The 19,252-nt window shown below is 74.0% G+C and carries 16 protein-coding genes; 3 read left to right on the forward strand and 13 right to left on the reverse strand.

Annotated features, from left to right (window positions below; all coding sequences use genetic code 11):
* Window positions 1-15 precede the first annotated feature (15 nt).
* From AC4BGE_RS00630 to mraZ, 13 genes are all read right to left on the reverse strand, one after another.
* Window positions 16-771 (reverse strand): cell division protein FtsQ/DivIB, encoded by a 756-nt coding sequence (locus AC4BGE_RS00630; protein WP_490574042.1) that lies wholly within the window; start codon window positions 769-771, stop codon window positions 16-18.
* Entirely contained in the window at window positions 771-2,189 is a 1,419-nt protein-coding gene (gene murC / locus AC4BGE_RS00635) for a UDP-N-acetylmuramate--L-alanine ligase (protein WP_490574043.1), read from the reverse strand. The genes AC4BGE_RS00630 and murC overlap by 1 nt, the downstream gene beginning before the upstream one ends.
* Entirely contained in the window at window positions 2,186-3,256 is a 1,071-nt protein-coding gene (murG, locus tag AC4BGE_RS00640; protein WP_490574044.1) for an undecaprenyldiphospho-muramoylpentapeptide beta-N-acetylglucosaminyltransferase, read from the reverse strand. Before murG ends, murC begins: the two co-directional genes overlap by 4 nt.
* Before the next feature lie 12 nt (window positions 3,257-3,268).
* Complete coding sequence (gene ftsW, locus AC4BGE_RS00645) at window positions 3,269-4,519, reverse strand: putative lipid II flippase FtsW (protein ID WP_490574045.1); 1,251 nt, start codon at window positions 4,517-4,519, stop codon at window positions 3,269-3,271.
* Window positions 4,520-4,545: 26 nt separating this feature from the next.
* The gene (murD, locus tag AC4BGE_RS00650) at window positions 4,546-6,003 is read right to left on the reverse strand and encodes a UDP-N-acetylmuramoyl-L-alanine--D-glutamate ligase (RefSeq protein ID WP_490574046.1); all 1,458 of its coding nucleotides are present in this window, start codon (window positions 6,001-6,003) and stop codon (window positions 4,546-4,548) included.
* Window positions 6,000-7,073 (reverse strand): phospho-N-acetylmuramoyl-pentapeptide-transferase, encoded by a 1,074-nt coding sequence (mraY, locus tag AC4BGE_RS00655; RefSeq protein ID WP_490570022.1) that lies wholly within the window; start codon window positions 7,071-7,073, stop codon window positions 6,000-6,002. Before mraY ends, murD begins: the two co-directional genes overlap by 4 nt.
* A complete protein-coding gene (locus AC4BGE_RS00660; RefSeq protein WP_490574519.1) occupies window positions 7,070-8,458 on the reverse strand; it encodes a UDP-N-acetylmuramoyl-tripeptide--D-alanyl-D-alanine ligase in 1,389 nt (462 codons plus the stop codon). The genes mraY and AC4BGE_RS00660 overlap by 4 nt, the downstream gene beginning before the upstream one ends.
* A 5-nt stretch (window positions 8,459-8,463) precedes the next feature.
* Window positions 8,464-9,978 (reverse strand): UDP-N-acetylmuramoyl-L-alanyl-D-glutamate--2,6-diaminopimelate ligase, encoded by a 1,515-nt coding sequence (locus AC4BGE_RS00665; protein ID WP_490574047.1) that lies wholly within the window; start codon window positions 9,976-9,978, stop codon window positions 8,464-8,466.
* Window positions 9,979-10,010: 32 nt separating this feature from the next.
* Entirely contained in the window at window positions 10,011-11,801 is a 1,791-nt protein-coding gene (locus AC4BGE_RS00670; RefSeq protein WP_490574048.1) for a peptidoglycan D,D-transpeptidase FtsI family protein, read from the reverse strand.
* A 133-nt stretch (window positions 11,802-11,934) separates the two neighbouring features.
* Entirely contained in the window at window positions 11,935-12,423 is a 489-nt protein-coding gene (gene ftsL / locus AC4BGE_RS00675) for a cell division protein FtsL (protein WP_490570018.1), read from the reverse strand.
* Window positions 12,420-13,385, reverse strand: a complete 966-nt coding sequence (gene rsmH, locus AC4BGE_RS00680; RefSeq protein ID WP_490570017.1) for a 16S rRNA (cytosine(1402)-N(4))-methyltransferase RsmH — start codon at window positions 13,383-13,385, stop codon at window positions 12,420-12,422. The genes ftsL and rsmH overlap by 4 nt, the downstream gene beginning before the upstream one ends.
* A gap of 8 nt (window positions 13,386-13,393) precedes the next feature.
* Window positions 13,394-13,549, reverse strand: coding sequence for a hypothetical protein (locus AC4BGE_RS00685; protein WP_490570016.1), 156 nt, complete (start codon window positions 13,547-13,549; stop codon window positions 13,394-13,396).
* A 216-nt stretch (window positions 13,550-13,765) separates the two neighbouring features.
* Window positions 13,766-14,194, reverse strand: a complete 429-nt coding sequence (gene mraZ / locus AC4BGE_RS00690; protein WP_490570015.1) for a division/cell wall cluster transcriptional repressor MraZ — start codon at window positions 14,192-14,194, stop codon at window positions 13,766-13,768.
* 415 nt (window positions 14,195-14,609) lie between these two features.
* On the opposite strand from mraZ, the gene AC4BGE_RS00695 reads away from it, so the two are divergent.
* Genes AC4BGE_RS00695 through AC4BGE_RS00705 form a run of 3 tightly spaced genes read left to right on the forward strand, consistent with a single transcriptional unit; the run spans window position 14,610 to window position 19,211 of the window.
* Entirely contained in the window at window positions 14,610-15,587 is a 978-nt protein-coding gene (locus AC4BGE_RS00695; protein WP_490574049.1) for an AAA family ATPase, read from the forward strand.
* The gene (locus AC4BGE_RS00700) at window positions 15,580-16,857 is read left to right on the forward strand and encodes a DUF58 domain-containing protein (RefSeq protein WP_490574050.1); all 1,278 of its coding nucleotides are present in this window, start codon (window positions 15,580-15,582) and stop codon (window positions 16,855-16,857) included. The genes AC4BGE_RS00695 and AC4BGE_RS00700 overlap by 8 nt, the downstream gene beginning before the upstream one ends.
* The gene (locus AC4BGE_RS00705; RefSeq protein ID WP_490574051.1) at window positions 16,854-19,211 is read left to right on the forward strand and encodes a transglutaminase TgpA family protein; all 2,358 of its coding nucleotides are present in this window, start codon (window positions 16,854-16,856) and stop codon (window positions 19,209-19,211) included. Before AC4BGE_RS00700 ends, AC4BGE_RS00705 begins: the two co-directional genes overlap by 4 nt.
* Window positions 19,212-19,252: the final 41 nt, after the last annotated feature.

Below are 19,252 nucleotides of genomic sequence, written 5' to 3' on the forward strand. Positions count from 1 at the left end.
GGAGCAGGCCGGGGCTCAGCCGGAGGTGACGGGCTGGCCGGGCACGCTGACGTCGTAGCGCTGGGCCTCCCGGGCGCGCAGCAGCGCCGCCAGCACCTCCGCCTTCTGCTCCGACTCCTCCGCGGAGCCCCAGAGCACCACCCGCGCGTCGCGCAGCACCAGGGAGATCTGGTCGACGGTCTCGACGTCGACGTGGTCGACCCGCCCGGCGATGTCGGCCGGCAGCGCCGCGATCACCTCGGCCCCCTCCTCGAGCGCGTCCTGACCCGGCTCCCCCACCATCAGCACCCGCGGGAGTCCGGCGGGCGCCTTGCGGTACTGGGTGAAGACCACGCCCTCGCGGTCGAGCCCGCGCAGGGTGCCGCCCAGGTCGACCACGGCGATCGCCACCCGCTCGTCGACCTCGACGAGGACCTCGTCGGGCCACTGGCGCCGCACCCGGGCCCCACGCACCTCCGCCAGGGTCTCGACCCGGCGCCGGATCGCGTCGAGATCCAGGCGGGCCAGCGGCGCACCCGCCTCGATGCCCGCGGCCTCACGCACCTGCGCGTCCGAGAGGAGCCCCTCGCCGGTGACCTCGACCCGGTCGACGCCCAGCACGTCGGAGAACCACACCAGCCAGGCCCCGGTGGCCAGCAGCGCGACCACGAGCAGGGCCACGCCCAGGCGCCGCCACACCCCCCAGCGGCGGGCCCACTGACGGCGCAGGAAGCGCCGGCGGGTCCGCTCCGCGGGAGGCAGGTCGCCGGCCCGGCCGAGTAGCCGGACCATCAGTCCCCGGCCCCGGCCAGGAGCTCGAGGACGCGCGGCCCCAGGTCGGTGACCGAGCCGGCGCCCAGGGTCACCACGAGGTCGCCCGGACGCGCGCGCCGCACCAGCTCGGCCGGCACGTCGTCGAAGCCGGGGACGAAGGCGACCCGGTCGGCCGGCAGCGGGCAGGCCCGGGCCACCAGCTCGCCGGTGACCTCGGGGTCCGGGTCCTCGCGCGCGACGTAGACGTCGAGGACGACCACCTCGTCCGCAGCCCCGAGCGCCTCACCCATCTGCGGGCCGAAGATGCGGGTCCGCGAGACCAGGTGGGGCTGGAAGGCGACCACCACGCGTCCTTCCCCGGCCACCGCGCGGGCGGCCTGGAGGTCGCCGGCGATCTCGACGGGGTGGTGGGCGTAGCTGTCGTAGACGCGGACACCGCCCGCCTCGCCCTTGAGCTCCATCCGCCGGCGGGTGCCGGTGAACCCCGAGAGCCCGCGGACGAGGTCGTCGAAGGCGAAGCCGAGCCGCAGCCCCGCGCCCAGGGCCGCGGCGGCGTCGAGCACGTAGTGGCGCCCGGGGATCTGCAGCCGCAGCCGCCCGAGCTCGGTGCCGTCGCGCACCACCGTCGCCGAGGAGCGCGTGCCCTCGAAGCCCACGTCGACCAGGCGCAGGTCGGCCTCCTCGGACTCGCCGACGCCGACGACGTCGAGCCCCCGAGCCCTGGCCTCCCGGGCGAGCGAGGCGGCGCCGGGGTCGTCGACGACGCAGACCAGGAACCCGTCGGGGTCCAGGCGGTCCAGGAAGTCGGAGAACGCCGCGCGGTAGGCCTCCTCGGTGCCGAAGTGGTCGAGGTGGTCGGCCTCCACGTTGGTCACCACCGCGCCGTGGGGGCGGTAGACCAGGAACGCGCCGTCGCTCTCGTCGGCCTCGGCGACGAAGAGGTCGCCGGACCCCTGCTGGGCGTTGGTCCCGGTGGCCGCCAGGTCGCCCCCCACGGCGTACGTCGGGTCGGCGCCGGCCGCCTGCAGGGCGACGGTCAGGAGCGAGGTGGTGGTCGTCTTGCCGTGGGTGCCGGCCACCGCGATGGTGCGCCGGCCGGCCATCAGCGAGGCGAGCCCGGCCGAACGGGGCAGGACCCGGAGCCCGCGGGCCAGCGCCGCCACGACCTCCGGGTTGTCCTCGCGGACCGCGGTGGAGACCACCAGGGTGTCGGCGTCCCCCAGGTGCGCGGCGTCGTGACCCACGTGGACCACGGCACCGAGCTCGGCGAGCCGGTCCAGGGTCGGGGAGGCGGAGCCGTCGCTGCCGGAGACCTGGATCCCGCGGGCCAGCATCAGCCGCGCGATGGCGGAGAGGCCGGCGCCGCCGATGCCGACGAAGTGCACCCGGCCGAGCTCGTCGGCGGGCAGCAGCTGATCGGGCACGGGGAGCTTCACCTTGCGGCCTCCAGGATCATCCGGGCGAGCCGCTCGTCGGCGTCCAGGGTGACGGCCGCCGCCGCTGCGATCCCCATGTCGTGCAGGCGCTCGGCGTCGGTGAGCAGCCCGGGCAGGGTGGCGCGCACCCACTCGGGGGTGAGAGCGGCGTCGGCGACCAGGAGCCCCCCGCCGGCGTCGACGACGGGCCGGGCGTTGAGCGCCTGCTCGCCGTTGCCGATCGGCAGCGGGACGAAGACGGCCGGCAGGCCCACGCCGGAGACCTCGGTGACCGTGTTGCTGCCCGCGCGGCACAGCACGGCGTCCGCGGCGGCGTAGGCCAGGTCCATCCGGTCGACGAAGTGCCGCACCACGTAGGGCACCTCGCCCACCGGGGCGAGCGCCTCCTGCTTGGGCCCGACCACGTGGAGCACCTGGACGCCGGCCGCGGCGAGGTCGGAGGCGGCGCTCAGCACGGCCGCGTTGATGCGGGCCGCCCCCTGGGAGCCGCCGGTCACCAGCAGCACCGGGAGGTCGGACCGGAGCCCGAACTCCGCGCGGGCCTGCGCCCGCAGGGCCGGCCGGTCCAGGGTCGAGATCATCCGGCGCACCGGCAGGCCCGTGTGGACGGCGTGCGGGAGGTCGGTGTCGGGGAAGCTGGTCGCCACGTGGCGGGTCAGCCGCGCCCCGAGGCGGTTCGCGATCCCCGGCAGGGCGTTGCCCTCGTGCACCACCAGCGGGAGGCGACGGGACCTGGCGGCCAGGTAGGCGGGGACCGAGACGTAGCCGCCGAACCCGACCACCACGTCGGGACGCACCCGGTCGACGATCTCCACCGCGGCCCGGCGCGCGGCCAGCAGGCGCGCCGGCGTGCGCAGCAGGTCGGGTCCCGGACGGCGCGGCAGGGGTACCCGCGGCACCACCTCCAGGGGGAGGCCGGCCTCGGGGATCAGCCGGGCCTCGAGGCCCGTGCTGGTCCCCAGGCAGGTGATCCGGGTGGCGGGCTCGAGCCGCCGCAGGGCGTCGGCGGTGGCGAGCAGGGGCGAGGTGTGGCCGGCAGTTCCCCCGCCGGCGAGCAGGACGCGCATATCCGTTCCAGACTAGGCGGTGCCGCGGCCGGTCGGAGACGCGGCCGCCACCCCGGTGGTCGGAGAGTGACGGCGGGCCGCGAGGGCCGCGGCGGCCTCCGGCTCGCGGCGGGCGAACCCGATGAGGAGGCCGAGGGCGACCAGGGACGGCAGCAGGGCCGACCCGCCGTAGGAGATGAGGGGCAGCGGGATCCCGATGACCGGCAGCAGCGCCAGCACCATCCCGACGTTGATGATCATCTGGCCCAGCAGCCACACCACGATCCCGAAGGTGGCGTAGCGCACGAAGGGGTCGGCGGTGGCCACCGCGACCCGGGTCGCCGCGTAGGCGATGGTCAGGAAGAGCAGGATCACCAGCAGCGTCCCGACCAGGCCGAGCTCCTCGCCGAGCACCGCGAAGATGAAGTCGGTGTGCGCCTCCGGCAGGTCGCCCCACTTCTGGGTCGAGCCGCCGATCCCCTGCCCCAGCCAGCCGCCCGTGGAGAGGGCGTAGAGGCCGTGGGCGGGCTGCCACCCGGTGTCGTGGTAGTCCTTGAACGGGTCGACGAAGTTGGTCAGCCGCTCGCGGCGCTCCACACTCGTGGAGGCCAGGTAGAGGGCGACCACCCCGACCACCGAGCTGGAGAAGACGAAGAGCCGGCTGGGCGCCCCCACGATCCACAGCATGGCCAGCAGGATCGCGAAGAGGACCAGCGCCGTGCCGAGGTCCCGCCCGATGACGACCAGCACGATGACGGCCAGGATGCCGGGCACGACCGGGACCATGACGTGGTGGAGCTGGTCGAGGCGCCGTTCCTTGTGGGCGTACACGTGGGCCGCCCACAGCACGATCGTCAGCTTGGCGATCTCGGAGGGCTGCACGGAGAAGGGTCCGACGCCGAGCCAGTTGGTGTTGCCGTTGACGGTGATGCCCAGGCCCGGCACCTGCACCAGGCCGAGCAGCACCACCGAGACACCGAGCCCGGGCCAGGCCAGGCGCCTGATCGCGGCGTACGGCATCCGCGAGGCCACCCAGGCGGCGGGGATGCCGATGGCGACCCACAGCAGCTGTCGCTTCACGATGGCGTAGGAGTCGTCGTAGAACTTGAAGGAGCGCACGCTGGAGGCGCTGAGCACCATGATCAGGCCGATGGTCAGCAGCAGCGCCGAGGCCCCCAGCAGCAGGTAGTAGGAGGTGAGGGGCCGGTCCATCGCGTGCCGCAGGGTCCTCCCCCACGACGTGAGGCTGCGCGAGGCGACGTGGTCGGGGTTCGCGGTGGTCATCTGCGTTCCCCTCTCACCGGTCCGTCTCAGTCCTCGTGCCCGCCTCTGCGCCGCACGGCCGCGGCGAAGGCATCGCCCCGGGCTCCGTAGCCGGGGAACATGTCCATGGACGCGCATCCCGGCGCCAGCAGGACGGTGTCGCCCGGGCGGGCGAGTCCGGCTGCCGCGTCGACGACACGCTCCATGGGATCTCCAGTCTCCCCGTCCCCTATCTCGATGACAGGCACATCGGGCGCGTGTCGCGAAAGCGCGTCCGCGATCACCCGACGGTCCCGGCCGAGCAGCACCACGCCCCGCAGCCGGCCCGCGACCGAGCGCACCAGGTCGTCGAAGTGGGCCCCCTTGGCCAGCCCGCCGGCGACCCACACCACCGGGTCGTAGGCCTGGAGCGAGGACAGGGCGGCGTGCGGGTTGGTGGCCTTGGAGTCGTCGACCCAGGTGACGGAGTCGAGGGTCGCGACGTGCTCGATGCGGTGGCCGTCCGGGCGGAAGGCGCGCAGCCCGTCGCGGACCGCGGCCTGGGAGACCCCGTGGGCGCGGGCCAGCGCGGCGGCGGCCAGGGCGTCGGCGACGAAGTGCGGCGCCCGGGAGGCCAGGTCGTCGAGGGTGCACAGCTCGGCCGCGCTGGAGCCGCGCTCGGCGATGAACGCCCGGTCGGCGAGGATCTCGTCGACGAGCCCGAGCATGCCGACCCCGGGCACCCCGAGGGTGAAGCCGATCGCCCGCGCCCCCTCGACGACGTCGGCCTCCTCGACCATCCGCCGGGTCCGCTCGTCGGCCACGTTGTAGACGCAGGCGCGCTGGACCTGGTCGTAGATCTTCGCCTTGTCGGCGGCGTAGTCCTCCATGGAGGAGTACCAGTCGAGGTGGTCCTCGGCGAGGTTGAGGACCGCGGCCGACTCGGCGCGCACCGAGGAGGTGTAGTGCAGCTGGAAGCTGGAGAGCTCGACCGCGATCACGTCGTAGGGCTCGGGGTCCATGACCACCTCGACCAGCGGGAGGCCGACGTTGCCGGCGGCGACCGAGCGCAGCCCGGCGGCGCGCAGGATCGAGTCGAGCATCTGGACGGTGGTCGTCTTGCCGTTGGTGCCGGTGACAGCGAGCCACGGCGCCGGGGCCTCGGGGTGCCGCAGCCGCCAGGCGAGCTCGACCTCGCCCCAGACCGGGATGCCGCGCGCGTGCGCCTGCACGATCAGGGGGGCGTCGGGGCGCCAGCCGGGCGAGACGACCAGGAGGTCGGCGTCGGCGGGCAGCCGGTCGGTGCTCCCCTCGCCCAGGCGGACGTCGGCGCCGAGGACCTCGAGCAGCTCGGCCCGCTCCTCCTTCTCGGCCGACGAGGTCTCGTCGAGGGCGACGACGCCCGCGCCGAGGTGGTTGAGGTTGTCCGCGGCGGCGAAGCCGGAGACGCCGAAGCCGGCGACGACGGCGCGGACGCCGTCCCAGGAGTCGGTGCGTCCGAGAGAGGTCGGGTCGTGGCCGCTCATCCGATGCCCGCCACCCACTCGGCGTAGAAGATGCCGAGGCCGGCGGCCACGGCCAGGCCGGTGATGATCCAGAAGCGGATCACCACCGTGACCTGCTCCCACCCGAGCATCTCGAAGTGGTGGTGCAACGGCGCCATCCGGAAGATCCGCCGCCCCTTGGTGATCTTGAAGAAGCCCACCTGGAGCATCACCGAGAGCGTCTCGATCACGAACAGGCCGCCGATGACCACGAGCAGCAACTCGGTCCGGGTGAGGATCGCCAGGCCGGCGAGGGCGCCGCCGAGCGCCAGGGAGCCGGTGTCGCCCATGAAGATCTGGGCCGGCGAGGCGTTCCACCACAAGAACCCGAAGCAGGCTCCCATGATCGCCGCCGAGACCACCGCCAGGTCGAGCGGATCTCGGACCTCGTAGCAGGTGCTGCCCTGCTGGATCGAGCAGGACTGGTTGTTCTGCCAGATGTTGACCAGCGTGTAGGCGGCGAAGACCACCGTGCAGGCCCCGGTGGCCAGCCCGTCGAGCCCGTCGGTCAGGTTGACGGCGTTGCTGAAGCCGGTGATCAGGAACCAGATGAAGACCAGCAGCAGGGCGGTCGGGACCACCCAGGAGTCGAAGTCCCGGATGAAGGAGATGTGCCGCGAGGCGGGTGTCTCCCCCCGCTCGTCCTCCAGCATCGGGGAGAGCGCGAGCCATCCGAAGACCAGCGCGACGACCGTCTGCCCGATCATCTTGGCCTTGCTGCGCAGGCCCAGGCTGCGTTGCTTGACGATCTTGATGAAGTCGTCGAGGAACCCCACCGTCCCGAGCCCGACGAAGAGGAAGAGCAGCAGCAGCGCGGAGGCGGTCGGCACCTGGCCGGTGATCAGCTTGGCGAGGAAGTAGGCCACCACCGAGGCCCCGATGATGACGATGCCGCCCATGGTGGGCGTGCCGCGCTTGGTGTGGTGGGTCGTGGGCCCGTCGTCGCGGATCTCCTGACCGTAGCCGCGCTTGGACAGCACGGTGATCGCCACCCGGGTGCCGAGCAGCGAGAAGATGAGGGCGAGTCCGCCTGCGAACAGGATGGCTCTCATCGAGCAGCGTTCCCTTCCTCGAGAAGTCCGTCCGCGATGTGCTCGAGCTCCGCACCGCGTGATGCCTTGATCAGGACCGCATCCGCGGTCCCCACATTCTCCCGCACCCAGGCCAGCGCCTCGTCACGGGTCTGGGTCGTCACCGCCGCGCCCCGCCAGCCGGGGTCGCGCCGGGCACCCTCGGCGATCGCCGCGGCCGCGGCACCCACCGTGACGAGCACGTCGACGCCGGCGGCCGCGGCGGCGGCCCCGACCCGCTGGTGCTGGGCCACGGCGTCGTCGCCCAGCTCGCGCATCTCCCCCAGCACCGCGACCGTCCGCCCCGTCCGGGCGGCCCCGAGGTGGCGCAGGGACTCCAGCGCGGCCTCCATCGACTCCGGGTTGGCGTTGTAGGCGTCGTTGACCACCAGCAGGCCGTCGGAGCGGCGGTGCAGCTCCATCCGCCACCGCGAGGCCGCGACCGAGGCGCTGAGCCGCTCGGCCACGTCGTCGAGCCCCACCCCGACCGCCAGCGCCATGGCGCCGGCGGCGAGGGCGTTGTCGACCTGGTGCGGCCCCAGCTGGGAGAGCCTGACGGGGCGCCACCGACCCTGGTGGCCGATCTCGAAGGAGGCGCGGCCGAGCTCGTCGAAGGTGAGCCCGCGCACCCCCACGTCGCCCTCGACCCCGAAGGTCAGCACCCGGGCGCGGGTCCGCGGCGCCATGGCCGCCACCAGCTCGTCGCCGGCGTTGAGCACCGCCGTCCCGTCGGGGGGCAGCGCCTCGACGATCTCGCCCTTGGCCAGCGCGATCCGTTCCCGGCTCCCGAACTCGCCCAGGTGGGCGGTGCCCACGTTGAGGACCGCCGCCACCCGCGGCGGGGCGATGGCGCACAGGGTGGCGATGTGACCGACACCGCGGGCGCCCATCTCCACCACCAGGAACCGGGTCGCGGGCGTGGCCCGCAGCACCGTGAGCGGCACGCCCAGCTCGTTGTTGAAGTTCCCGGCGGTGGCCACCGTGGCGCCCTCGCCGGCCAGCACCTGGGCCAGGTAGTCCTTGGTGCCTGTCTTGCCCTGGGAGCCGGTCAGCGCGAGCACGGTCGTGCCGGGCAGCCGGTCGACCAGGTGGCGCGCCAGCCGGCCGAGCGCCACCACCGAGTCGGGGACGACGACCCCCGGCACGCCGACGTCGCGGGTGCCCAGGTAGGCGGCCGCACCGGCGGCGACGGCGGCGGCCGCGTGGTCGTGGCCGTCGGAGCGCTCCCCCGCGACGGCGACGAAGAGGCCGCCCGGCGCCGGCGACCGGCTGTCCAGGAAGGCCTCCCCCGTCACCACGGTGGCGGAGGGGTCCGCGGGCCCCACGACCCGCCCGTCGAGCACCGCCGCGATCTCCCGCAGAGTCATCTCGATCACAGTGCTGCCAGCTCCTCACGGACCACGACACGATCGTCGAAGGGATGGACCACGCCGTCGACCTCCTGGCCGGTCTCGTGCCCCTTGCCGGCCACCAGCACGATGTCGCCGGGAGCGGCGCGACGCAGGACCTCCCGGATCGCGCGGCGCCGGTCGCCGACCTCGAGCACCTCGGCGCGCGCCCCGTCCGGCACCCCGGCCAGGACGGCGCGGCGGATCGCCGCCGGGTCCTCGCTGCGCGGGTTGTCGTCGGTCACCACGAGCACGTCGGCCAGGCGGGCCGCGATCTCCCCCATCAGCGGGCGCTTGCCCGGGTCACGGTCCCCGCCGGCGCCGAGCACCACCAGGACCCGCCCGTCGGTCAGCGGCCTCAGCGTGCGCAGCGTGGCCTCGACGGCGTCCGGCTTGTGCGCGTAGTCGACGACCACGGCGAAGTCCTGCCCCTCCTCGATGCCCTCCAGGCGGCCCGGGACCCCCGGTCCGGAGAGCAGGGCGCCGGCGACGAGGGCCGGGTCGTAGCCCGCCTCGGCGCAGGAGGCGAGAGCGGCCAGCGCGTTGCTCACGTTGAAGTCGCCCGCCAGCGGCACCCCGGCGGCCACCTCCACCCCGCCCGGTCCCAGCACCGTGAAGGTGGAGCCGTGGGCCGTGGTCGTCACGTCCACCGCCCGCCAGTCGGCCTCGGCCCCGGCGGCGGAGAAGGTGCGCAGCGGGATCTCGACCGTCCCGGCCAGCCGGCGGCCGTGGGCGTCGTCGACGTTGACCAGGGCCAGCCGGGCCCGCTCGGGGGTGAAGAGCGCGGCCTTGGCGGCGAAGTAGTCCTCGAGGTCGTGGTGGAAGTCGAGGTGGTCGCGGCCCAGGTTGAGGAAGGTGGCCACGTCGAAGACCAACCCGTCGACCCGGCCCATCACCAGCGCGTGGCTGGAGACCTCCATGGCGCAGACCTCCACCTCCCGCTCCCGCATCAGGGCCAGCAGTGCCTGCAGGTCCGGTGCCTCGGGAGTGGTCAGCGTGGTCGCGACGTCGTGGCCGGCGATGCGGGTGCCGACGGTGCCGATCACGGCGGCACCCACCCCGGCGGCGTGCAGGGCGCCCTCGGCCAGGCGGGTGGTGGTGGTCTTGCCCTGGGTGCCGGTGACCCCGATCATCCGCAGCCCCGCGGCGGGGTCGCCGTAGACGTGGGCGGAGAGCTCCCCCAGGACGCGACGCGGCTGCTCCACCACGAGGGTCGGCACGTCGACCTCCATCAGGCCGACGCCCTCGGCGTCGGTGAGCACCGCCACGGCCCCGGACGCCACGGCCGCGGCGGCGTACCGGGCACCGTGCACCCGGGATCCCGGCAGCGCGGCGTAGAGGTCGCCCGGCCGGACCCGGGCCGTGCTCAGGGTCAGCCCGGTCACCGTGGTGCGTCCCTCGCCCAGCACCCGCGCCGCGACATGGGTGCCGAGCCACTCGGCGAGCTCGGCCAGGGTCGAGCTCTCGGGCCGCAGGGGTCTCGTCGTCTCACTGCCCATCACGGGGACACTAGCGCCGACGTGGTCCGGGGTCACCACTCCACCGGGAGCTGCGACGGCTTCGAGCCCGTGGGCGGCACCCGGTAGCGGGAGAGCAGGTAGCCCATGATGCGGGAGAAGACCGGGCCGGCCACCGAGCCGCCGCCGCCGTCGACGGCCGGGTTGTGGATGACAACGTAGACGGTGAAGCGCGGGTCGTCGGCCGGGGCGAAGCCGCCGAAGGACAGCGAGAACGAGCCGTCGTAGCAGCCGCACTCGGGGTCGACCCGCTGGGCGGTGCCCGTCTTGCCGGCCACCCGGTAGCCCGGGACCTGGGCCCGCGGCGCCACGCCGGCCTCGGGGTCGACCACCCGCTCCATCATCTTGGCGGTCTGCCGGGCGGCCCGGCGGGAGACCACCCGCTCGCGCGTGGCCACGTCGGTGCCGACCACGGTGCCGTCGTCGGCGGTGGCGGTGCCCTGGACCAGGCTGGGAGACACGCGCACCCCGTCGTTGGCGATGGTGTTGACCGCCGCCGTCATCTGCACGGCGTTGACCGAGAGCGACTGCCCGAAGGCGATGCGGTCCTTGGTCTGGGAGGTCATCACGTCACCGGACGGGAGCAGCCCGCGGGTCTCGCCGCGGACGCCCACCCCGGTCTTGGCGCCGAGGCCGAAGCGGGTCAGGTAGCCGGCCAGCTCGGCCGGGGTGAACTGGTCGGCAGCGAGCACGGTGCCGATGTTGGAGGACTTGGCGATGACCCCGGCCATGGTCAGCTTGATGGTGCCGTGGTCGAACCAGTCGTTGATCACGCGGTCCTGCCGGGCCAGGCTGGAGGGCACCTTGATCCGGGTGCGGGCGGTGACCTTGCCGGCGTCCACCAGGGCCGCCGCGGTGAGGACCTTCTGCACCGAGCCCGGCTCGTAGACGTCGCTGAAGGCCCGGGAGCCCAGGTCGGCCTCGTCGCTCTCGGTCGGGGCGTTGGCGTCGAAGGTGGGGACGTCGGCCACGGCGAGCAGGTGGCCGCTGCGGGTGTCCATGACCACCGCGGCCGCACTCTCGGCCTGGTAGGCCTCCAGCTGCTCGCCCAGCACCTTCTGGACGAACCACGACAGGTCGCGGTCCAGGGTGGTGCGCAGCGGCTCGCCGTTGTCGGGCTTGGTGACCGAGCGCTCCCCCAGCGGCACCCGGTGACCGCTCCCGACGGTGTAGCGCGCCTTGCCGTCGGTGCCGGAGAGCTGGGCGTCGAAGGTCCGCTCCAGGCCGCCGAGCGGCTCGTCCACGCCCATGAAGCCGACCAGGTTGGCGGCCACGTCGCCCGCGGGGTAGTCGCGGACCGGGTCGTCACGCAGGCTGATCCCCTTGAAGCCCTGCGCCTTGACCAGTGCCACGACCCGGTCGGCCTCGGTGGCGGGCACCCGCCGGTCGATGTACTCGAAGCGGCTGCCCTCCTCGCGCAGGCGCTCCAGGACGGTGAAGTAGTCGACCCCCAGCTCGTTGCTCAGCAGGGTGGCCAGCGCCGGGGCGTCCTCGGCGGTCATCTTCGGGTCGGCCACGACCATGCGACCGGTGACCGACCCGGCCAGCGGCTCGCCGCGGCGGTCGAGGATCTGGCCACGGGCGGCGGGCAGCGTGACGTCGATGACGCCCTCCGCGGCGGCCATCTGCGCGTACGAGCGGGGGTCGATGCCCTGGAGCTGGACCAGCCGCCCGCCGAAGACCGAGAGCACCATGGCGATGAGCACGAAGCCGAACCGCAGGCGGAACATCGGCGAGCCGCGGCGGCTCAGCCGACCCGACCGTCGACTCCGCGGAGCCGGGGGCGGACCGGGGGTGCTGGACACGGGAGCTCTCCTTCGAACGACTGCTGCTCATTGATACCCGGCCCGGGACGCCGTGGCGCTCAGGCGGCGGCCGTGTCGGCTCTTTCCTTGTGGGAGTCGCACCACAGCCGTAGGCCACCACGGCGGGCAGGGCTCACGGAGCGGGCGGCGCCTCGACGAACTCGACCGAGGGACGCAGGCCGGCGGGCAGCCCCGGCGGCCGCGGGGTCAGGCGCAGCCCGTCCTCGGGGGTCGCGGGGCCGGGGGTGCCGACGATCTCGCCGTCCAGGGAGAGGAAGACCGGGGTGCTGGGGATCACCATCCCCATCCGCTGAGCCTGCAGCGCCACCCGCTGGGGGTCGCGCAGGTCGTCGAGCTCCATCCGCAGGGACTGCTCCCGGGCGGCCATCGTGGCCGCCTGCTCGTCGAGGCGGGTCGCGGTGAACGAGGCCTGCTGCATGGAGGTGTTGAACATCAGGAGCCCGATCACCCCGGTCAGCAGGATCACCGAGACCAGGAACACGAACGGGACCCGGGGCGCCTCCCGGCGGGTGGGCGGCACCACGGTGAGGCGGGCCCGCGAGACCGCGGCCTCGCCGATCGAGGCGACGCGGGAGCGGATCTGCACTGCGGGACTGCTCATCTGACTGCTCCTCGGTCGGGTCGGACACGTTCGACGGCGCGCAGGCGGACCGAGGCCGCGCGGGGGTTCTGGGCGATCTCGTGCTCGTCGGCCACCTCGGCACCCCGGGTGACCAGCCGCATGGCGGGCTCGCTGCCCTCCGGGACGAAGGGGAGGTCCTCGGGGACGTCGAGCCGGGTGACCTCGACGAAGGCGCGCTTGACCATGCGGTCCTCCAGCGAGTGGTAGGACTCCACGACCACCCGCCCGCCGACCCCGACCACGGCCAGGGCCGCGGGCAGGGCCCGGCGCAGGACGCCGAGCTCGTCGTTGACCTCCATCCGCAACGCCTGGAAGGTGCGCTTGGCGGGGTGGCCACCGGTGCGTCGCGCGGGTGCCGGGATCTCGTCGTAGAGGAGCTCGACGAGGCGCCCCGACCGGGTGAAGGGCTCCTTCTCCCGCTCCCGGACCACCGCGCCGGCGATCTTGCGGGCGAACTTCTCCTCGCCGTACTCCTTGAGCACCCGGGTCAGCTCGGCGGCCGAGTAGGTGTTGAGCACGTCGGCCGCGGTGAGGCCGGCGCTGCCGTCCATCCGCATGTCCAGCGGCGCGTCCTGGGCGTAGGCGAAGCCCCGCTCCCGCACGTCGAGCTGCATCGAGGAGACACCGAGGTCGAACAGGACGCCGTCGACGTGGTCGAGGCCCTGGTCCGCGACCACCTCCCCGATCTGGTCGTAGACCGCGTGCACGCCGGTGAACCGGTCGGCGAAGGGGGCGAGCCGCTCCCCCGCCATCGCGAGGGCCTCGGTGTCCCGGTCGATGCCGATCACCCGCACGGAGGGGAACCTCTCCAGGACGGCCTCGGTGTGCCCGCCCAGGCCCAGCGTGCAGTCGACCAGGACGGCGCCCTCGCCGCCGAGCGCAGGCGCCAGAAGCGCGACGACCCGGTCCAGCAGGACCGGGACGTGTCGGGAGCCCTCCATGTCCGGTCCTACTCGCCCAGCGTGGTCAGCAGCAGGACGGCGACCACGACGGACGCCGAGGCGAGGAACGAGAAGGCCATCACGGCCAGGGCCTCACGGGCCTGGTCGCGCACCCGGCCCGGCCGGGCCGGGCCGGCCGTGGCGGCGGCATACGTCTTGTGCATGATCTCGACCCTTCACGTGCTGGTCCGGCTGGTTCCCGGATGGTGTGCTTCGCGTGCTGCGACGTCGCAGTGGTCAGGTCCCTGCCCGCTCCCCTCGATGGGAAGACCGTCTGGTGCCGGGGAAGTGACCCCAGAAGGTTCGGTGGGAGCGGGCACGAGACCTGGCCCTGCGCTGTCGCTGTGGAGTTGTGTCACTGGTGGGGCAGGCGGTCGTGCTCAGATGCCGGGGAAGACCTCGTCGCTCAGCTCGGAGAAGACCTGCTCCTGCTCCTCGCTGTAGCTGGCCCACGAGGCCGGATCCCAGATCTCGATCCGGTTCATGGACCCGATCACCACGACGTCCTTGCTGAGGGAGGCGTACTCCCGCAGCACCGGGGGGATCGAGATCCGCCCCTGCTTGTCCGGCACCTCCTGGCTGGCGGCGGCGAACAGCATGCGGACGTAGTCGCGCGTGCCCTTGTTGGTCACCGGGGCCTGGGCCAGGCGCTCGGTGAGCCGACCGAAGTCCTCGAGCGACCAGATGGTGAGGCAACGCTCCTGCCCTCTGGTCACGACGAGTCCCTCCGTCAGCTGGTCCCTGAACTTCGCGGGGAGGAAGAGCCGGCCCTTGTCGTCGAGCTTGGGCGTGTAGGTCCCGAAAAACATCCGGGCACCCCCCTGCAAGTCGACCCTCCACCACTTTCCACCACACTACCCCACGATCCCCCACTTTGAACCAATTTTGGTGAGTTCTCCGGTGGGTCTTCCGCGGGCGGCCGGCCGGGCGGCCGCCGGACGAACACCCCGGGCCGGGACGGCTCGGAGGCCCGAAGTGGAGGAAACGTGCAGGTCAGGGGCGCGTACGGCGGGGTCCGGTGCCGCTGGAGAGGTCGCGGTGGAGCGTGGGTGGGGGACGTGGCCGCGCCGGTGGGGCGAAGTGGAGGGAAAACCGGTGGGGCGAAGTGGAGGGGAAGAAGGCCCCGGGAGCAGGCCCATGCCCGCTCCCCCACCGTTCGACTACCGTGGACGGCTCCAGGGAAGACCGGCGCGCAGCCCGCGTCGCGACGAGGGGAAGACGAGCGTGAGCGTGCCTGCTGCCGGCGGCGCAGATCTCGACACCCTGCAGCGGGTCACCACCCGGGTGCGGGAGAACGTCGAGCGGGTCATCGAGGGGAAGCCGGACGTGGTCACCGCCGCCCTCGTCGTCCTCCTGGCCGAGGGCCACCTCCTCATCGAGGACGTCCCCGGGGTCGGGAAGACCATGCTGAGCAAGGCGCTGGCCCGCAGCATCGACTGCACGGTGCGGCGGATCCAGTTCACCCCCGACCTGCTGCCCTCCGACGTCACCGGCGTCTCGGTCTTCAACCAGGACACCCGGCAGTTCGAGTTCCGCCCCGGGGGCGTCTTCGCCAACATCGTCGTCGGAGACGAGATCAACCGCGCCTCGCCCAAGACGCAGTCGGCGCTGCTGGAGTGCATGGAGGAGCGCCAGGTGACCGTGGACAACACCACCTACCACCTCGAGGCGCCGTTCATGGTGATCGCGACCCAGAACCCCATCGAGATGGAGGGCACCTACACCCTCCCCGAGGCTCAGCGGGACCGCTTCATGGCCCGGGTCTCCGTCGGCTACCCGGTCGCCGCCGCGGAGATCGCGATGCTCGACTCCCACACCAGCCGCAACCCGCTCGACGACCTCGAGGCGGTGACCGACGCCGGGGCGGTGCGCAAGCTGGTCGACATCGTCGGCCAGGTGCACGTCTCGGACGCGGTGCGCCACTACGCGGTCGCCCTGACCACCGCGACCCGGCACTCCCGCGAGCTCAACCTCGGCGCCTCTCCCCGCGCCACCCTCCACCTGGTCCGGGCGAGCAAGGCCGTGGCGGCCCTGGCCGGGCGCGACTACGTGCTGCCCGACGACGTCCACCGCCTCACCGAGCCGGTCCTCGCGCACCGACTGATCCCCACCGTGGAGGCCACCATGAGCGGCCGCACCAGCCAGGCGGTGCTGGCCGAGCTGGTGGCGACCGTCCCGGTCCCGGACCCCGGTCGTGCGTGAGGCCCTCGGCGCCCTGACGCTGCGCGGACGGGCCTTCCTCGCCGGCGGGCTGACCGCGATCGCCTGTGCCGTCGTGCTGGGCCAGTCCTCGCTGGTCCGGGTGGGGATCCTGGTGGCCCTGCTCCCCCTCGTCTCCGCCCTGGTCCTGGCCCGTTCCCGCTACCGGCTCGCCCTGGAGCGGGAGGTCTCGCCCCGGCTGGTCTCCGCCGGGCAGCCGGCCACCGTGTCGCTGACCCTGACCAACGAGGGGCGCACCCCCACCGGCGTGCTGCTGCTCGAGGAGCAGATCCCCTACGTCCTGGGGGGCCGGCCGCGCTTCGTCCTGGAGGGCATCACCCACGGGTGGCGACGGAACGTGACCTACCGGCTGCGCTCGGAGGTGCGCGGCCACTACGAGGTCGGCCCGATGTCGATCCGCGTCACCGACCCGTTCGGCCTGGTGGAGCTGGGCCGGGCCTTCCACACCACTGCCTCCCTGACGGTGACGCCCCGGGTCGCCCCGCTGCCCGCGATCCCGCTCGACGGCGTCTGGTCGGGCGCGGGCGACAACCGTCCTCGCTCGTTCGCCACCGGCAGCGCCGAGGACGTCACCGTGCGCGACTACCGGCGCGGGGACGACCTGCGCCGCGTCCACTGGCCCAGCTCGGCACGGATGGGCGAGCTCATGGTGCGCCGCGAGGAGCAGCCCTGGCAGTCCCGGGCCACCGTGCTCCTGGACAACCGCCTGAACGCCCACCGCGGTCACGGCGCCGCCTCGTCGCTGGAGACGGCCGTCTCGGCCGCGGCGTCGGTCGCCGTGCACCTCGCCCAGCGGGGCTACGCGGTGCGCCTGGTCACCGCCGCCGGCGAGGACCCGAGCACGGCCTGGCACGCCCGCGACTCACGGGCGAACACCGCGCCCCTGCTCGAGGCGCTGGCGGTGGTCGGCCTCGAGCCGCGTCACCTGATGGAGAGCGGCTGGATGTCGGAGGCGGGCCACGGCCTCGTGGTCGCCGTCGTCGGCGCCCTCGACCCGGTCGACCGCCCCTTCCTGACCCGCCTGCACCACCACGCCGGGACCGCCCTGGCGCTCGCTCTCGACGTGGACGCGTGGGCACCCCACCTGCCCGCCACGGGCGAGGGGGCGCGGAACCTGCTGACCACCTGCGGCTGGCGCGCGACGTCGCTGGGGCCCGACGACCGTCTGGAGAGCGTCTGGCCCGAGCTGGGCCGGCAGGCGGGCCGGGGCGCCGCGACGGTGCGGGCCGCGCCCGCCGGGACCGCGCCGTGACGGGCTCGCAGGGCTCGCTGGGCCGCGGCCTGCTGGTCTCCGCGGTCGCCGCCCTCACCGTCTGGCTGGCCGTCTCCACCTGGGGCGCCCTCACCGTGCGCGGGGACTTCCTCGGCCCGCTCCTCCTGCTCGCGGCCGCGAGCGCGGGCCTCGGCACCGTGCTGCGGCGGCTCGAGCTGCCGGTCCTGGCGATCGCCGCCGCCCAGTGCCTGCTCCTCGGATCACTCCTCCTGCTCGAGGTCACCGGCTCGCCCCTGCCGACCGGCGAGGGCGTCGCCGCCCTCACCGAGGCGGTCCGGGACTCCGTGGCGTCGGCCAACCGCTACGTGGCCCCGATCCCTGCCACCGGCGCACCGCTGGCCCCGCTCGTCCTGGTCGTCGGCGCCGTGGCCCTGGTCGTGATGGACCTGGTGGCGGTCTCCCTGCGCCTGGTGGGCTCCTCGGGCCTGCTGCTGCTGGCCCTCTACAGCGTGCCGGTGACCTTCGTCGACCAGAGCGTGGCGTGGTGGTCCTTCGCCGCGGTCGCGGCCGGCTTCCTGGCTCTGCTCTTCCTCCAGCAGGAGGACGCGGTCCTGCGCTGGGGGCGGGCAGCCGGCGGGCCCGGCGACGACGCGCTCACCACCAGGAGCGGGCGCCGAGGTCCCCTGTTCTCCTCGGCCCTGGTCATCGGGACCGGCACCACCGCACTGGCGGTGGCACTGCCGGCCCTGCTGCCGACCCTCGACCTGGCAGTGTGGGACGGCCCCGGCCGCGGCAACGGCGGGGACGGCATCTCGATCCAGAACCCCCTGGTCGACATGCGCCGCGACCTCTCCCGCGGGGCCGACGTCCCGCTGCTGGAGGTCACCACGAACGGCCCGCGGCCCACCTACGTGAAGCTCTCGGTGCTGACCCGCTTCAACGGCGAGGAGTGGAGCAGCGGGGATCGCGAGGTGCCGTCGGACCAGGTGGCCCGGGGCGACATGCCTCCCCTGCTGGGGGTGGCCGCCGAGCTCGACCGGACCGAGGCCCGCCACGAGTTCGTGGCGAGGGCGGGCCTGGAGTCGCAGTGGCTGCCCACCGTCTCCCACGTCTCGCGGATCGACGCGCCGGGCGACTGGCGCTACGACCGGGAGACGATGGACTTCATCGCCGGCGACGACGAGGCGACCGTCGCCGGCCTGGCGTGGTCCATGCGCGGCGTGCAGCTCGAGTACGACATCGACTCCCTCGACGAGGCCTCCTCCGGGGTCTCCCAGGTCGGCAGCGACATGGTCCAGCTCCCGGCCGACCTGCCCGGCGTGGTGCGCGCGCTCGCCCAGAGCGTGACGAGTGAGGAGACCAGTCGCTTCCGCAAGGCCCGCGCCCTGCAGGACTGGTTCCGCACCGAGTTCTCCTACAGCCTGGCCCAGGTGGACGCGGTGGGCAGCAACGAGCTGGGGGCCTTCCTCGCCGAGGGCGGCCGCGAGGGCTACTGCGAGCAGTTCGCGGCGGCGATGGCCGTGATGGCGCGTGTCCTCGACATCCCCTCCCGCGTCGCCGTCGGCTTCCTGGAGCCGACCGAGGTCGGGCAGGGCCGGTGGGAGTTCTCCTCGCACGACCTGCACGCCTGGCCCGAGCTCTTCTTCCCCGGCTCGGGGTGGGTGCGCTTCGAGCCGACCCCGCCCGACCGGGCCCGCCTGGCGCCCGACTACACCACCGGCCAGCTCCCGGTGCTCGACGAGGTGGAGCGTCCCTCGCTGCCGCGCGAGACCACCGGCCAGTCACCGCAGGACCGGACCCAGGCCCTGGCCCCGTCCGAGGACGAGGGCGAGCAGGGGGACGACGGCGGGAGGTCCTGGGCCGGCCTGCTGGCCTCGCTGGCGCTGCTGGTCCTGCTGGTCTCGCTCGTCCTGGCGCCGCGGCTCGTGCGCTCCCGGCGCCGCGAGGCTCGCCAGCGTCGCGGCGACATCGAGAGCGTGTGGGCGGAGCTGCGCGACGAGTGCCTCGACCTGGGGCGGCCCTGGCCCGTGGGGCGGTCACCGCGAGTGACGTCCGAGGTCGTGACCGGCTGGTTCGGTGCCACCGCGCCCGGCCCCTCGGCGGGGTGGCCGGAGGGCGGTCCCGCGCCGACCGTCGCGGCCGAGGCCGCCCTGGGCCGGTTGGTCGACGCACTGGAGCGCTCGCGCTTCGGCCGCCCCGGTGCGCTCCAGCCCGCGGAGCGGAGCTGGGCCAGGGACCTGGCCACGTGCGTGGCCGCGGTCAGGGCCGGGGTGGGCCCGCGCCGGGCGCGACTGGCCGGGTGGTGGCCCCTCTCGCTCGTCCGGCAGCCCGCGAAGGGCCCGGCGTCACTCGTCTCGAGCGGGCGTACCGACCTGGTCGACCACGTCGACTGACCGGGCCGAGAGACAGCACTCTCGTCGGGTGCTGCGCAGGC

This window comes from Nocardioides sp. Z50_6, from assembly GCF_058215755.1.

What these genes read in the sequence shown, in the direction of transcription:
- murG (WP_490574044.1), bottom strand. Translation starts at nt 3,256, where the DNA reads ATGCGCGTCCTGCTCGCCGGCGGGGGAACTGCCGGCCACACCTCGCCC.
- murD (WP_490574046.1), bottom strand. Translation starts at nt 6,003, where the DNA reads ATGAGCGGCCACGACCCGACCTCTCTCGGACGCACCGACTCCTGGGAC.
- AC4BGE_RS00660 (WP_490574519.1), bottom strand. Translation starts at nt 8,458, where the DNA reads ATGACTCTGCGGGAGATCGCGGCGGTGCTCGACGGGCGGGTCGTGGGG.
- AC4BGE_RS00630 (WP_490574042.1), bottom strand. Translation starts at nt 771, where the DNA reads ATGGTCCGGCTACTCGGCCGGGCCGGCGACCTGCCTCCCGCGGAGCGG.
- AC4BGE_RS00665 (WP_490574047.1), bottom strand. Translation starts at nt 9,978, where the DNA reads ATGGGCAGTGAGACGACGAGACCCCTGCGGCCCGAGAGCTCGACCCTG.
- mraZ (WP_490570015.1), bottom strand. Translation starts at nt 14,194, where the DNA reads ATGTTTTTCGGGACCTACACGCCCAAGCTCGACGACAAGGGCCGGCTC.
- rsmH (WP_490570017.1), bottom strand. Translation starts at nt 13,385, where the DNA reads ATGGAGGGCTCCCGACACGTCCCGGTCCTGCTGGACCGGGTCGTCGCG.
- AC4BGE_RS00685 (WP_490570016.1), bottom strand. Translation starts at nt 13,549, where the DNA reads ATGCACAAGACGTATGCCGCCGCCACGGCCGGCCCGGCCCGGCCGGGC.
- ftsL (WP_490570018.1), bottom strand. Translation starts at nt 12,423, where the DNA reads ATGAGCAGTCCCGCAGTGCAGATCCGCTCCCGCGTCGCCTCGATCGGC.
- ftsW (WP_490574045.1), bottom strand. Translation starts at nt 4,519, where the DNA reads ATGACCACCGCGAACCCCGACCACGTCGCCTCGCGCAGCCTCACGTCG.
- mraY (WP_490570022.1), bottom strand. Translation starts at nt 7,073, where the DNA reads ATGAGAGCCATCCTGTTCGCAGGCGGACTCGCCCTCATCTTCTCGCTG.